At 40.0% G+C, this 14,068-nt stretch carries 12 protein-coding genes; 3 read left to right on the plus strand and 9 right to left on the minus strand.

The window, feature by feature from the left end:
* Nucleotides 1-54: 54 nt before the first annotated feature.
* The 6 genes from IV80_RS02630 to IV80_RS02655 form a co-directional block, all read right to left on the minus strand.
* Nucleotides 55-1,302: a glutamate-5-semialdehyde dehydrogenase gene (locus IV80_RS02630; RefSeq protein WP_057749109.1), complete on the minus strand. Its 1,248-nt coding sequence runs from the start codon at nt 1,300-1,302 to the stop codon at nt 55-57.
* Nucleotides 1,299-2,129 (minus strand): glutamate 5-kinase, encoded by an 831-nt coding sequence (gene proB / locus IV80_RS02635; protein ID WP_057749112.1) that lies wholly within the window; start codon nt 2,127-2,129, stop codon nt 1,299-1,301. The genes IV80_RS02630 and proB overlap by 4 nt, the downstream gene beginning before the upstream one ends.
* Before the next feature lie 168 nt (nt 2,130-2,297).
* Nucleotides 2,298-3,113: a type I methionyl aminopeptidase gene (map, locus tag IV80_RS02640; RefSeq protein ID WP_057749115.1), complete on the minus strand. Its 816-nt coding sequence runs from the start codon at nt 3,111-3,113 to the stop codon at nt 2,298-2,300.
* Between the two features lie 89 nt (nt 3,114-3,202).
* On the minus strand, nt 3,203-4,081 hold the full coding sequence (locus tag IV80_RS02645) for a DegV family protein (RefSeq protein WP_057749118.1): 879 nt from the start codon (nt 4,079-4,081) through the stop codon (nt 3,203-3,205).
* A 4-nt stretch (nt 4,082-4,085) separates the two neighbouring features.
* Nucleotides 4,086-4,406, minus strand: coding sequence for a thioredoxin (trxA, locus tag IV80_RS02650; RefSeq protein WP_057749121.1), 321 nt, complete (start codon nt 4,404-4,406; stop codon nt 4,086-4,088).
* A 165-nt stretch (nt 4,407-4,571) separates the two neighbouring features.
* Entirely contained in the window at nt 4,572-5,327 is a 756-nt protein-coding gene (locus IV80_RS02655) for a TerC family protein (protein ID WP_057749124.1), read from the minus strand.
* Nucleotides 5,328-5,482: 155 nt separating this feature from the next.
* Between IV80_RS02655 and IV80_RS02660 the strand changes: the two genes are divergently transcribed.
* Both IV80_RS02660 and IV80_RS02665 read left to right on the plus strand, forming a co-directional pair.
* The gene (locus IV80_RS02660; RefSeq protein WP_057749128.1) at nt 5,483-6,412 is read left to right on the plus strand and encodes a magnesium transporter CorA family protein; all 930 of its coding nucleotides are present in this window, start codon (nt 5,483-5,485) and stop codon (nt 6,410-6,412) included.
* A 94-nt stretch (nt 6,413-6,506) separates the two neighbouring features.
* On the plus strand, nt 6,507-9,170 hold the full coding sequence (locus IV80_RS02665) for an MMPL family transporter (protein ID WP_057749131.1): 2,664 nt from the start codon (nt 6,507-6,509) through the stop codon (nt 9,168-9,170).
* A gap of 191 nt (nt 9,171-9,361) precedes the next feature.
* Here the strand turns inward: IV80_RS02665 and IV80_RS02670 are convergent, their stop codons facing one another.
* Genes IV80_RS02670 through IV80_RS02680 form a run of 3 tightly spaced genes read right to left on the minus strand, consistent with a single transcriptional unit; the run spans nt 9,362 to nt 11,696 of the window.
* On the minus strand, nt 9,362-10,123 hold the full coding sequence (locus tag IV80_RS02670) for a YibE/F family protein (protein WP_057749134.1): 762 nt from the start codon (nt 10,121-10,123) through the stop codon (nt 9,362-9,364).
* On the minus strand, nt 10,120-11,238 hold the full coding sequence (locus IV80_RS02675; RefSeq protein ID WP_083490485.1) for a YibE/F family protein: 1,119 nt from the start codon (nt 11,236-11,238) through the stop codon (nt 10,120-10,122). The genes IV80_RS02670 and IV80_RS02675 overlap by 4 nt, the downstream gene beginning before the upstream one ends.
* 29 nt (nt 11,239-11,267) lie before the next feature.
* Nucleotides 11,268-11,696, minus strand: coding sequence for a GNAT family N-acetyltransferase (locus IV80_RS02680; RefSeq protein ID WP_057749137.1), 429 nt, complete (start codon nt 11,694-11,696; stop codon nt 11,268-11,270).
* Between the two features lie 169 nt (nt 11,697-11,865).
* Between IV80_RS02680 and IV80_RS02685 the strand changes: the two genes are divergently transcribed.
* Entirely contained in the window at nt 11,866-14,025 is a 2,160-nt protein-coding gene (locus tag IV80_RS02685; protein WP_057749139.1) for an LTA synthase family protein, read from the plus strand.
* Nucleotides 14,026-14,068: the final 43 nt, after the last annotated feature.

Consider the following 14,068-nt stretch of genomic DNA (forward strand, 5'->3'; position numbering starts at 1 on the left):
AAAAGGCTTTTGATAACGCTAGGTTTTCCTAGTTTTATCAAAAGCCTTTCTCTTTTACTTTCGAACTTGCCCATTTCCTCGAATAACATACTTTGTCGATGTAATTTCGTTCAAGCCCATTGGACCACGCGCATGTAATTTTTGGGTGCTAATTCCAATTTCTGCACCAAACCCAAATTCAAATCCATCCGTAAACCTGGTAGACGCATTCACGTACACGACTGCAGCATCAATCTCTTTGGTAAAACGTTCACTGTGGGCATAATTATTCGTTACAATGGCTTCACTGTGCTTCGTATTATAGTGATTGATATGAGCAATAGCTTGATCCAAGTTATCCACAATTTTGATAGCCATAATGTAATCATTATATTCCGTGCCCCAATCGGCTTCGGTGGCTAAAGTAATATTTGGCAAAATTTCTTTTGCACGTTCATCACCCCGTAAGTCTACATTAAAGGGTTGAAGCGCTTTTGCTACCATTGGTAACAATTGATCTGCCACTTTTTGATTAACTACTAACTTTTCCATGGCATTGCATACCGACGGGCGTTGTGTTTTGGCATTTACAATAATATCGGTTGCCATCTTTAAGTCTGCACCTTCGTCCACATAAACATGACAATTACCCGAACCCGTTTCAATCACAGGAACTTTTGCTTTTTGAACCACCATTTGAATGAATTTAGCACTGCCCCGTGGAATTAACACATCCAAATACTCCGTCAATTGCATGAGCGCCGTTGCCGTTTCGTGGGAAGTATCCGTAATCAGCTGGATACTGTCTTCAGCCACACTCTCTGTAATTAACGCTTCTCGTAACGCGGCAACCAACGCTTGATTAGACTGTAGCGCTTCTTTTCCGCCTCTCAAAATAACTGCACTTCCGGCTTTGAACGTTAACCCTGCAGCATCGACCGTCACATTTGGACGTGCCTCATAAATCATCCCAATCACACCTAATGGTACTCGAACCTGGGAAATAGCTAATCCAGTTTCGGTTGTCCACCCTTTGACAACTTCACCAATTGGATCTGCCAAATCTGCAACGTGTTCCAAACCATCCGCCATGCTGTCCACACGACTTTGATCAAGCTTTAAACGATCTAACATTACCTTTTTGACACCATTTTGTTGGGCATTTTTCATATCCATGTCATTGGCGGCCAAGATTTTAGGTGTGTTTGTGCGAACTGATGCCGCCATCGTTTTAAGCACTTGGTTTTTTTGGATTGTGGATAACTGGGCTAATTGTTGCGCTGCTTTTTTTGCGTTTTGTCCCATTTCAGTTAATTGAATCATGCTAATCCTTCTTTCGTGACAACCTCTTTAGGCGCAAATAATGTACCGACCGGTTCGCCAGCCAAAATATTATAGATAATCCGTGGATTCTTACCATTGGCAAGTACCATTTGCTGATGATTCTTGAGAATTCGTTTTGCGGCCTTTAATTTAGTCACCATGCCTCCGGTTCCGAACTTCGTACCGCGGCCTCCAGCAGCCTGAATAATAGACGCGTCAATACTTGTAACCGTATGATACAGTTCGGCACTGGGGTTAGACATAGGATTGCCAGAATAAAAACCGTCAATATCTGACAACATGATTAATAAATCAGCATCAATGAGGTTTGCCACAATTGCAGACAGCTGATCGTTGTCACCGAACTTTGTCTTATGATCCAGCTCGTCGACAGAGACCGTATCATTTTCATTCACAATCGGAATGACATTCATTTGTAAGAGCTCTTGAAAGGCATTGAACACATTTTTCTTGCTTTGTGGATAAACCAAGACATCACGTGTCAACAACATTTGGGCAACCGATTTGCCATAATGCTGAAATTCACGTTCATAAATACCAAGAAGTTCTCCCTGACCCACAGAAGCCACGGCCTGTTGTGCCGGAATAGTTTCGGGACGTCTATTTAATCCCAGTCTCCCCATGCCCACACCAATTGCACCGGAGGAAACTAAAACAACTTCTTTACCTTGATTTTTCAAATCACTCAAGACAAACGCCAAGCGCTCAATAGCTCTCAAATTCAACCGGCTTGTATTTGGATACAGCAGCGAACTCGTGCCAATCTTAATTACAATTCGTTTTGCTTTTAAATCCCGTTTATTCATGTTGCCACCATTTTTCATCTTATAGATTTTTCAACTTACTGCATACGCGTACTATCATACCGAAAATCAGTCATTTGTCCAAATATTCGTCTTACTTCCCACAATTCTAGATACAAAAAAGTTGGTTGCTTTAGAAGCAAAACCAACTTTTGAACATTTGAACCCTATTTACTTTAAAATTTTTGCATCAAAATCTGGTGCTAACAAATACTTTGCATCGAATTCAGGATCTTGAGAAGTTAAGATCTTGGGACCATTATTGGTCACGACTAACGTGTGCTCATATTGGCAACTTAGACTACCATCCATAGTTGTGACTGTCCACCCATCTGGTGCAGACGTATCACATCGCCAATCACCCACGTTCACCATGGGTTCAATGGTAATTGTCATCCCAGCTTTCAAACGTAGTCCGCGACCCGCATCACCATAGCCAGGCACCATTGGATCTTCGTGCATAGTGGGCTGAATGCCATGACCAACGAACTCACGAACGTCGCCATAACCATGTTCATCTTCAATATAATGTTGCATCGCATGACCAATATCACCAATACGATTACCGGGAACGGCCTGATCAATTCCAAGGTAAAGGGCTTTTTTAGTCACATCCATTAAATCTTTAACTTCATTGCTAACGTCGCCAACTGCATAAGCCCAACACGAATCTGACATGTAGCCATCGACACTGACAACCGTATCAACTTTAACTAAGTCGCCATCTTTAATCAATAGGTCTTTTCGAGGAAAACCATGACAAACTTCATTATTGACACTGACACAGGTTGCATATTGATAGCCTTCAAATCCCTTTTCTTCAGGTTTAGCATTATTTTCTGCTAAATAGCGTAAGGCAAATTTTTCAATATCCCAACTTGAAATACCTGGTTTAATGATATCCCGTAATCCAAGGTGCATTCCTGCTAAAACCGCCCCAGACTTTTGCATGCCCTTAATTTCGCGTTCCGACTTTAATGTGATCATTTTCATATCTCCCAAATTTTTAATTCATCTATTCTATCTTAGCACAAGTCAGCTACTTCGTTCATGGGTCGTTTTGATTCGTTTTGGCCCTAATTCTTCTCAGGTAAAAAAGTCTGCCAATCAGGCGCACATACAATTCCCATTGACTTTTCGCCAGTATGAACTCCCATAAACGGACCGATTTCTCCAGTTTCAATAATGGCCTTCGGGTAGGTTTGTTTCAGGTCTGTACACCATTCTTGATTCAAAACCTGGTCATTCGCGTCAAGCACACTAAAACGTGGGACACTTGAATCACCAACTAATTTCTGGTCAATCATTGTTTTTATTTTCTTAAACGCATTGTCCATATGATGTGCATTCGTGACTAACGCAAGTCGTCCGGCTTTATTAAACGTTAGAATCGTTCGCGTGCCTAAAATGGCACCAATTAGTGGGGAACGACTCATAATGCGACCTGTTTTAGAAAGGGCACGCATATTATACACAATCAATAAAAACTGTGTCGCAGCTTGTAACTTGGCTACTTGTTGCAAAATGTCATGGACAGACGCGTTTTGAGCCACCATACTAGCCGCAAGCAACGCTAAATTCCCCTCAGCAGCACAAGCAAGCTTAGAATCAACCGCATAAACGTCCAAATCTTTGACAGACGGAGCAAAAGCCTCCAAATTTGTGATAAACCCGCTTAGACCACCTGAAACACCAAAACAAATTGCGGCTTCATATCCCTGTTGTGCTAATTTTGTGAAAACACCTTGCATTTCAGACATGGCAACTTGAGAAGCGGTGGGCACCGTTTTATCATTTTTTAGTCTTTCATAAAACTCAGCAGACGTTAAGTCAACTCCTTCTCGATATAAATGATTTCCAAAGAGAATGGGTTGATTGATAACGCACAAATGATACTTTTGTACCAGTTCATTTGAAATATTGGCGGAACTATCGACAACAACCGCTATTTTCATTTTGTCACCTAGTTTCCACTTTTGAATCCAAATATTTCGTTAATTTATCTTTAGGATAATACCCAGTTACTTTTTCAACGGCCTTTCCGTCACGGAACAACACAAGAGCTGGAATACTCATAATTTTGTATTTTTCGGCGATCTCTTGTTGATGATCAACGTTGAGTTTTCCAAATTTAATGCGACCTTCGTAGTTAGATTCAAGTTGGTCTAAGACGGGCTCAAGCATTTTGCAGGGGCCACACCAAGGAGCCCAGAAATCTACAAGGGTGAGTCCTGAGGCAGTTTCTTTTTCAATGTTATAGCTTGTAATGGTGACAGCCATGTTTTTCCCTCCGTTTGTGAACTGTATGAGTGAATTATAGCATAAGAAATAAAAGTGAGTGTGAAGAGGCGCTTAGCCCTAAATGTAGCAGAATAATGGCAGCAAAAGCGCAATCTCACCGAAATCTTACTTAGCCATTTAAGGTTGCCTTCTAGAATTTCCTTATTAAGACTGCCGTTGTTGTTTCAGATGCACTCGATAATAATGAATTGCTAATGTGATCAACACCGCCAGCACGACGATTAACGCAAAGATACCAGATGGAATTTCCCAACCAATTAAAGGAATGGACACAAAGAGTTTGATGCCAATAATGGCAATCAAAATATAAGCCATCGTCTCTAATTCAGGGATTTTACGCATCACATTCATGATTACTTCCGCAATTCCGCGCATGCACAAAATACCAATCATGCCACCTATCAACACGATAACCGGATTAGACGAGATTGCTAGAGAAGCTAACACAGAATCAACTGAAAAAATAATATCCATCATTTCGATTTGTAACACAACCGACCAAAATAAGGATAAATGACGTTTACTTTTAACTTGTGGTTGTTTAGTAGTCTTTTTATTTGATCGTCGTTTCGGTGCAAAATACCGGTATACCATATATAGAAGGTAAAGTGCGCCAATAATCTTAATCTCCCAAATATGAATGAGATAAGTGCCAATTCCAATGACCAGGAAACGAAAAATATAAGCACCCCACAGCCCATAAAATAACGACTTCTCTCGATCCTTTAAGTTTGTTAACACCTGTGTTTGCGTGGCTAAAACGACCGCATTGTCAACGGACAACAAACATTCAATCATAACTAAGGATAAAATAATCATCCAGTCGCTACTTGAAGTTAAGACCGTTGCCCAATTATGAGGATCAAAAAATGGACCGTATAACTTTGAAATTACTTGCATCGGTGGTGCTCCTTTCCATGCATAAAATCATACCACAATCAGCCCCAAGCGTCGTCTTAAAAATTTGCATGTGATCCAGTTGTTCATGGACGTTACGCTTTTGTTGGTCTAAAATTATAATAAAGTAACTTTTAAATCTTTGATGAGGCCAACCTATGATTTCCGAAAAAAAGATCAACCCCAAAAACACCTGGGTAACGGTAAATGCACCAACTGAAAGTGACATTGCCGAAATTACCCATCATTATCACGTCACACAAGAAATGTTGGGTTATGCAATCGACCCAAATGAACGTGCTCGTATTGAAACAGATCACGATGCTAACATTTTTTTAATTATTTTTGATGTCCTCTCCAAGACGATCACGGATAGTGGCAGTACAGAACCAGTTGGCATCATGCTCGCCAATGATTACATCATCACTTTTACACGAGCTTCCACCAAATTTGTCGATACCCTTTTTGCCAAAAATCTTTCCATTGAACAAGCTCATCATGCTGATGATGCCGAACCTTTAACCATTATTTTTCGAACTTTATATCAACTATCAGTCCAATATTTTGATGCCATCACTAACGTTAACCGTCAGCGTGAGCAAATTCAAAAGACAACCGTAGACCATATCTCACGTCGCTCTATTTCAGACATGTTGCACCTTGAAACTAGTCTGGTTTATTACCTGACTTCTTTAAAAACTAATAACGCCTTGCTAACTAGCATGAACCGTATGACTAGTATCAAAATGTCTAAAGACCAACACGAACAATTAGAAGACGTCATTGTTGAATCGCAACAAGGAGAAGAAATGGCGCAACTTGCCACTGATATTATTGAACGAGTTGCCAATGCCAACGCCAATATTTTAGATAGTGATTTGAATAATACAATGAAATTTCTAACTGTTTTTTCCATGTGTCCTTGCTGTGCCCGCCATTGTCTTCGGCTTTTTTGGTCAAAATGTTTTGGTGCCTTTTCAGCGGTCCGCGGCAGGATGGGAAATCACCATCTTTATTACAGTTATTTTCACCCTGTTGGTTTTGCTTATCCTGAATTTAAACAATTTTTTCAAAAAATAGAAGTTTAAAAAACGCGTATTTAAAAATATCGGTTAATTCAGAACACTTCATATGTTAAACTCAAGACAGTAAATACGGATTACATAAGGAATAAATGCCATCATGCAAAAAAAAAATACGATTCAAGTCATTAGCATAACTACCTGGTTCATTCTCTTAGTGGGAATGATCCTCTTATTACCCAACACCCTAAATTGGAACGCAACTTACAGTCAACAATTACCAGCAAACCAAGTTTCCAGTGCAACTGTTGTATATACCAATCCGAATGGTCCTTTAACAAGTCATCAAAAAAAAGCCATTCAGAAAAGTCAAAAGAAGCTAGCTGCCAACAAAAAATTTATTGGGTTTAAAACAATTGAAACCACTAATGATGCAAACGCCGCTAATCGGCTGAACTCTGCTGACAAATCAACCCAGTTAAGTGTTTTAACTTTCAAAAAATCGCAATCACAATTTCACGTTTTGATTCCTCAGTTATACAACCTGGTTCAAGTGAGTGGGGTCAAAACATACGTCACGGGCAATTCAATCCTACAAATTGCCCGCGCACAGGCTACACAAGCGGCTAATAAGGCAATCATTATTGTGAGCTGCCTTTTTATGGCGGTATGCTTAGGCCTCTTATTTAGAACCATTCTGGCGCCGCTCCTTGCCCTGCTTCTTTCAGGAATTGTTTATTTAACCAGCTTTTCTATAACCACAGCGGCTGCCCGTTTTTGGGGATTGCCCTATTCCGCTTATACGAACACGCTCATGACGGTCGTGAGCTTCGCAATTTTTCCGGTTGCCATCGGTATTTTTTATTATTTCTACAGCAAAGGTGACATGCGTCCTGGTACTGCCAAATCGCTTTATCAAAATTCGTGGTTACCGACATTACTTGGTATCATTCCCATGATTGTCATCGGCGGTTGCTTATTACTCAGTCAAAGCCTTGTTTTACGCTCTATGTGGGGAATCGCCGTTGTCAGTGCCTTTTCATGGATCATTTTCTATACACTTATGCCGGCTATCACCGAATTTCTAGGAGATTTGCTGTTCTGGCCAAGTTATCAAGGTTATCCTAATGTACCCGCTGGCTTTTGGCGATTCAACACCCAGTTTGGTAAACAGCGCTCGGCGTTGACTTTAGCTGGTATTTTCATTTTCATTTTTTTAATTAGCTTTCTAGGTCTGGGGCATTTAAACTGGTCCAATCAAGCTGACATTTCTTTTTCAAGCCAAGCCAAAATTGGTGCTACGGTAATTGACAGTCACTATCCGCTGGGAAAGACCTCACCAACCACATTGACACTAATCGCTAAGCAACCTGTGACCTCTACCCAGAATATGGCGATTTTAAACGAACTCACCCAAAAATTAAAGTCAGATAAGCAAGTTGCTAATGTTTATTCTCTTGCCCAGCCTGGTGGGACTGCAATGAGTCAGCTTTACGTGGATCAACAGCTTCAAACGATTACCACCCAGTTGACCGCTGCTAATTTGAACTTGACCAACACTCAAAAGTCACTGAAAAGTTCGCAAAAACAGCTAAAGGATTTAAAGCTTGCCGCAGCTTTAAAACAACTATCAAAGAATACTGATAACTTAAACAAAATTGGCACTCAGAGTTCTGAGATTGCTGACCAAGCGCAAGATTTGACCAATGACATTGATACCATTGATGCCCAACAAAGTGAATTGTCTCGGCTAATTTCTTCATCGAATAATTCACGGCGATCAGCTACTTACCGACGGGCGCTGACGTCTTTAAAAAACCATAGTGAAGCGCTCAGCAATGATTTACAAACCTTACGGCATAATATTGGCGTTGTTAGTTCTAATAATCAGATCATCACAGACAATATTAGTCAGGTCCAAGCGGATCAACAAAACGTTCTAGATGATTTTCAAACTGCCAGCACGGCGTTAAAAGACACCCAAAAAGCGCTCACAAAAGATAGTAAGAACGTTCAAATAGCTCAACAAAACTTAACGAATGATCAACGGTACTTAGATGGATTAAGTCACTCCGGCATTCTAAACACGCTATATGTCACAGCACCAGATCTCAAAACAAGTCCAATGAAAAATGCGTTAACTGCCTTTAATCAATCGAAAAACAAAGTCACCACTGTTCAAATTATTTTGAAAGATTCGGCTGCTTCGGACTCTGCTGCTAAAACTTTGAACCGGTTAAGGGCACTAACCCAATCAAGCTTAGCTGGTACACAGTTAAAAACAAGTTCTGTTGATTTTACAGGCCAAACTGCCTTCACCAGTCATCAAAAACAAGCTTTCTCTCATGACATGCACCACTTAGTACTTTGGTTGAGCATTTGTCTAATTCTATACCTGCTCTTTGTTTCCCAGTCGCTCTTTGCCATTTACACCAGTTTTAGTATTGTGCTTGCTTTTGTTGCCGGACTACAGTTAACGCACGGCTTATCGTCGCTGTGGTTAAAAACCGATTTACTGATGGATTCCCCAGTAATTAGTGGTGTTCTTTTCATCGGAATTACCGTTCTTTTAACAATCATTTTAATTTCGCGAACCAGTAGAACAACTACCGAAAATTACCAAAAAGCTTTAACCTCTTTTGGCCGCGTAACGACACTAATGAGTCTCTTAGGCATTGGCCTTTTGCTTGCTTTAAGTTTTACCCAATTACTTTCATTTATTCAAGTGGCATTTACTTTGTTATTTGCCCTGTTGATTTGGGGAATTTTCTTCCCTGCCGGAATTATAGCTGCGCTTCATCTCACCTATGATAAGCGCCAATAAAAGAAAGAGACTGGAAAAATTTCCAGTCTCTTTCTTTAAACTTGAATAGTCACAATCAGGAAAAAGGCTGACTTCTCCGCTTAGCTAGGCTGTTATAGCAACTTATCACTTTAGCGCTTTTAGTTGCATGAACAACGTCACATGTGCGAAGTCAAAACACCCTTTTTCCAATTTTTTACCTAAATTTGTTTTTATGACCCAGCTTGTCGCCGACGAACCTTCAAGCGCATTACCCAAGTCGTCACAGGAATTGTCAAAATAACCCCAATAAAGGAAATTAAGATCATCAGCAATTCTGAGACAAAAATCTTATTATTAATAAATTCTTCCCAAGTATAATTAAGCCGTTCAAACCAAATGAAAAGACCTAAGAAGCCACCAAAAAAGCCAAAGAATAACGTATTAAACGTCGTTCCGATAATCTGCTTCCCCACAGTTAACCCATCCGCAAATAGGCGATTAGCTGAGATTTGGGGATTTTGTGCCAAAATTTCTCCTAATCCCGCCGAAATGGCAATGGCAGCTTCTGCAATTGCACCCAAACTACTAAGAATCGTCGTTGCAATTGACACATCTAGAAACTTTATACCAACTAATAACGATAATCCTTCTAGATCTTCGGTATTTTCATTTCCAAATCCTTGCACCATTGCCCAATGTTCAGTTGGAATAATGAGTAAGACAACTAACACCATCACAATGACAGAGCCATAAAAGGCTGTTTCCGTGGTTAAGGGATCATCATCCCCTAAGTAAATAGTGACTGCTAAAATAATAACAGCATTTAATAAGGTAACGCCCAAAATTGGAAAGTCCAAACCAATCAAAACAACCGTCAAAAAAATTAATGCAAAGTTAATTGCTAAACTTAAAAATGCCTTCAAGCCTTGTAAGCCACCGACCAATAGCATCGCCAAAAAAAGCAAAATAACTAAAACAGGAATTGTACTCAAGCGTGGTCACCTCTTTTTAAAAGGCTACTTGCAAACAGACTGGCTGCGGGGATTGCAAGCACAATCCCAATACCGCTAACCAGGCTTTGCACCATCCCCAGCGACATATTCATGGTGAAAGCGTACCCCCAACTGTTGCCATTACGTAGGTACAGCACCATCATTGCAAATGTGTCGGCCATAAATATCAAAAACAACACATTAATGAGCGGTCCCATGATTGACTTGCCAATTTCACGCCCAGATAAAAATAATTGGTAGCGGCTCATTTGCGGACGCTCTTCATGAAGTGCAAATAAACTTGAAATGATATCTGTAGATTCGTCCATCACCGCCCCTAGCGATCCTAGAATGGTTTCTGCTAAGAAAACGGGCTGGGGATTTTGGGTCACATAGGCCATGGTCTCAAAATGAAGCCCTTGCTCATGCGTAAATTTTAAGACCAATAATGTTACCACCACCGAGCCCAGCGTTCCGATAATGGTGGCACCAAAAGTGACTATCATTTGCCTTGTTTTTCCGAGCACTAAAAATAACGTCATTCCAGCAAAAACAAAGGCTAACGTGGCAAAGATGGCTAAAACATCGGCCCCCTGCGATTGAACATCTAACTTAATCGCTAAAAAGAACAGCACCCCATTTAGCAAAACACTCATTAAAGCCATAAAGCCACTAAACTTCATGGTCATGAGCAATAAAACAATCGCCAAAAAACTCAAACTGACAATCACGGTATCTCGCTTCAGATCCGTGATTGTTACCTGTAACTGGTGCCCCGCTTTTCTTTGGATATGTAAAAATAACTGTTGTTTTTTACGATAGGATAAGTCCATCGCTTGCGAAGCCGAAAACGTGTTTTGGACTTGTACACTTTTTCCCTTATATTGTCCATTTAAGATTTGAACTTGCAAAGTTTGTTTTTGTGTAAAATCATGATTGTGAAAGTTATCCACTTGAGAAAATCGTTTTCTATTTGTCACCTTTGTTACCCGGCCAACTGGCGTTTTGTAGAGAAAAGCATCATGCTGAACCCCCCAGCACAAAAGGCCTCCCACGAGCAAAACTGCCAAAATAACCAACCAGCTCACCTGATACTTAGGTTCAATTTTACGCACAATCTATTCATCTCGTTTCATTGAAACAACTATACCGCTTTTATCATTTTATGATGGGAAATGCCAGCTTCCATCACTTGCCCACCAGTTACCCGAAAGCCATTATGAAGATAGAACGGTTGTGCCTGGTCTTGGGCAAACAACCAGACTTGCTTTTCTCCCTTAGTCTTTGCTGTGGTTTCAATGGCCGCAAAAAGTTGCGAAGATAAACCTTGGTGACGAAAATTCTTTAGCGTACAAACCCGCTGAACCAGCACACCATCTTCTGTCTGCAAGGTGCGAGCCGTTGTCACGGGTTGCTCATTCACATAACCCACGTAATACAGGCATCGATTTTCATTCTCATCTTGTTCAATCTTAGCATCGATCCCTTGTTCTTGAATAAAGACGGCCGTTCTGATCTTCATGGCATCCTCATACACGGGATTATTATTTCCAAAAGCTGTTTTAATTTTCATAAACATCACTCATTTCATTTTACTTTCAGTTTTGCATTATAAACTTTTTTGCAGTAGAAAAACAAACACAATCTAAACTTAAGGAATTGCTTAACAAAGATATGTTAAAATGACTCTATGTTTATAAAGTACCAAACTGAAGATTTTCATAGGAAGGTTACTGCTTAAAATGAAACAAGTTATTGCAAAAGTACACACACGAATGGGGTTTTTCTTTTTACTCGTATTCCTCTTCTGGTTAAAAACACTGCTTGCCTATTTTGCCGATTTTTCGTTAGGGGTTTCCAGTATTTTTCAGTGGTTTATCATGCTGATCAATCCTTTAGCCACAACTTTTCTCCTGTTTGGACTGGCCCTGTATGTCAAAAAAGCCAAAATCTTTTATCCACTAATTCTGTTGATAGACATTGGTAACACGTTGCTACTATATCTAAACGTGATCTATTATCGTGAATTTTCAGATTTTATGACGATTAACACTATGTTAGGCTATTCCAAAGTGGACCAGGGTTTGAGTGGGAGTTCCCTCGCACTTACGCAACCACATGACTTGCTATTCTGGCTAGATATCGTCATCGTGTTAGTTCTCATGTTAATGCGCAAAATTAAGTTAGATCAGGATTATTTGCCAAAACGTTTGGGTTTTCAAGTCACATCCCTTTCTGTGCTTCTCTTCGGGTTTAACTTGATGTTTGCCGAAATGAGTCGTCCACAACTTATCACCCGTACTTTTGATCGCACTTACATCGTCAAATATCTGGGAATTGATGCTTTCACCGTTTACGATGGTGCAAAAACAGAACAGACCAGCAAAATGCGTTCAAGTGCTACCAAAAGTGAGCTAAAAAGTGTAGAAAAATACGTTCATGGTCACTACGCTAAACCAAATAAAAAATATTATGGGATTGCCAAGGGGAAAAATGTAATTGTAATTCACTTGGAAAGTTTTCAACAGTTTTTAATTGATGACAAAGTGGAAGGTCAAACCGTCACCCCATTTCTCAACAAAATTTATCACAGTAACAGCACCTATTCGTTTTCTAATTTCTTTCATCAAGTTGGCCAGGGTAAAACCAGTGATGCTGAAAACATGCTAGAAACAGGTACCTTCGGCTTGCCACAGGGCTCACTATTTGCACAATTAGGAACTGATCAAACCTTCCAAGCTGCCCCTGCCATTTTAAAACAAGAACAAGGTTATACCTCAGCTGTTTTCCATGGTAACGTGGCTAGTTTTTGGAATCGAAATAATGTGTACAAAAATATGGGATACCAGTATTTCTTCTCTGCCAGTTATTACGATACTTCCGGTGATAAATCAACCGGGTATGGTTTAAAGGATAAGTTGCTATTTAAAGACTCTATCCAGTATCTCCAGCACCTTCAGCAGCCCTTTTATGCCAAGTATATTACGGTTTCTAATCATTTTCCTTTCGATTTAGATAAAGAAGATTCCGACTTTAAAGTTCCCGATACTGGTAACTCATCAGTTAACAACTACTTTAAAACAGCCAATTACTTGGATCAATCGGTCGAAGAATTGTTTAAATTCTTAAAGAAATCCGGTCTTTACGATAATTCCGTTATCGTCTTATACGGAGATCATTACGGCATTTCCAATTCTGCTAATAAAGATTTAGCCAAAACTTTTAGTCAGGATCCTAATCACTTTAGTGCCTTTGGTAAAGATCCTGTTGATAACTGGACTGATTGGGACGACACCCAGTTGCAGCGAGTACCTTTCATGATTCACGTGCCTGGCGTTAAAAATGGTGGTATTCAAAAACAATACGGTGGTGAAATTGATGTCTTGCCAACCCTACTGCACTTATTAGGAGTCAATTCTAAAAAATATATGCAGTTTGGAACTGATCTTTTCTCCTCCCAACATGACCAAGTGGTAGCCTTTCGAAATCAAGATTTCATTACGCCCAATTACACTTCAATCAGTGGGACCATTTACAACAATGCAACTGGTCAAATTGTGACGCCAACCGGATCTTTTAAGAAACAGATGGAAAAAGACCAGAAAAAGGTCAATAAGCAGCTTAGTATGTCAGACTCTTTAAACGAAAAGAACTTACTACGTTTCTATACGCCAAAGGGTTTTAAACCTGTAAATTCTAAAGTTTACAACTACGCAGATGGTCTAAACAAGGAGTTGACCATTCAAAAGAAACTTGGTTTAAAATCCACTTCTATGTATTCCAAGAACCGCGATCGTTCTTTAGAAAGCCTGTACAAAACGGATGCGCCTGAAGCTACACACTCCAAATCAAGTAATAATCGCATTCAAATTACCAATCCGGATGCTAACACAGATAACTAACAATGAAGGACGTCTTCAAAAAAGAGAGTCGGGAAAAATTCCC

It is taken from the genome of Pediococcus cellicola (assembly GCF_001438655.1).
GTDB classification, from domain to species: Bacteria; Bacillota; Bacilli; order Lactobacillales; family Lactobacillaceae; genus Pediococcus; species Pediococcus cellicola.

Bases quoted from the DNA above. Each gene is read 5' to 3' on its own strand.
- IV80_RS02630 (WP_057749109.1), bottom strand. From the start codon at position 1,302: ATGATTCAATTAACTGAAATGGGACAAAACGCAAAAAAAGCAGCGCAA.
- proB (WP_057749112.1), bottom strand. From the start codon at position 2,129: ATGAATAAACGGGATTTAAAAGCAAAACGAATTGTAATTAAGATTGGC.
- map (WP_057749115.1), bottom strand. From the start codon at position 3,113: ATGATCACATTAAAGTCGGAACGCGAAATTAAGGGCATGCAAAAGTCT.
- IV80_RS02645 (WP_057749118.1), bottom strand. From the start codon at position 4,081: ATGAAAATAGCGGTTGTTGTCGATAGTTCCGCCAATATTTCAAATGAA.
- trxA (WP_057749121.1), bottom strand. From the start codon at position 4,406: ATGGCTGTCACCATTACAAGCTATAACATTGAAAAAGAAACTGCCTCA.
- IV80_RS02655 (WP_057749124.1), bottom strand. From the start codon at position 5,327: ATGCAAGTAATTTCAAAGTTATACGGTCCATTTTTTGATCCTCATAAT.
- IV80_RS02660 (WP_057749128.1), top strand. From the start codon at position 5,483: ATGATTTCCGAAAAAAAGATCAACCCCAAAAACACCTGGGTAACGGTA.
- IV80_RS02665 (WP_057749131.1), top strand. From the start codon at position 6,507: ATGCAAAAAAAAAATACGATTCAAGTCATTAGCATAACTACCTGGTTC.
- IV80_RS02680 (WP_057749137.1), bottom strand. From the start codon at position 11,696: ATGAAAATTAAAACAGCTTTTGGAAATAATAATCCCGTGTATGAGGAT.
- IV80_RS02685 (WP_057749139.1), top strand. From the start codon at position 11,866: ATGAAACAAGTTATTGCAAAAGTACACACACGAATGGGGTTTTTCTTT.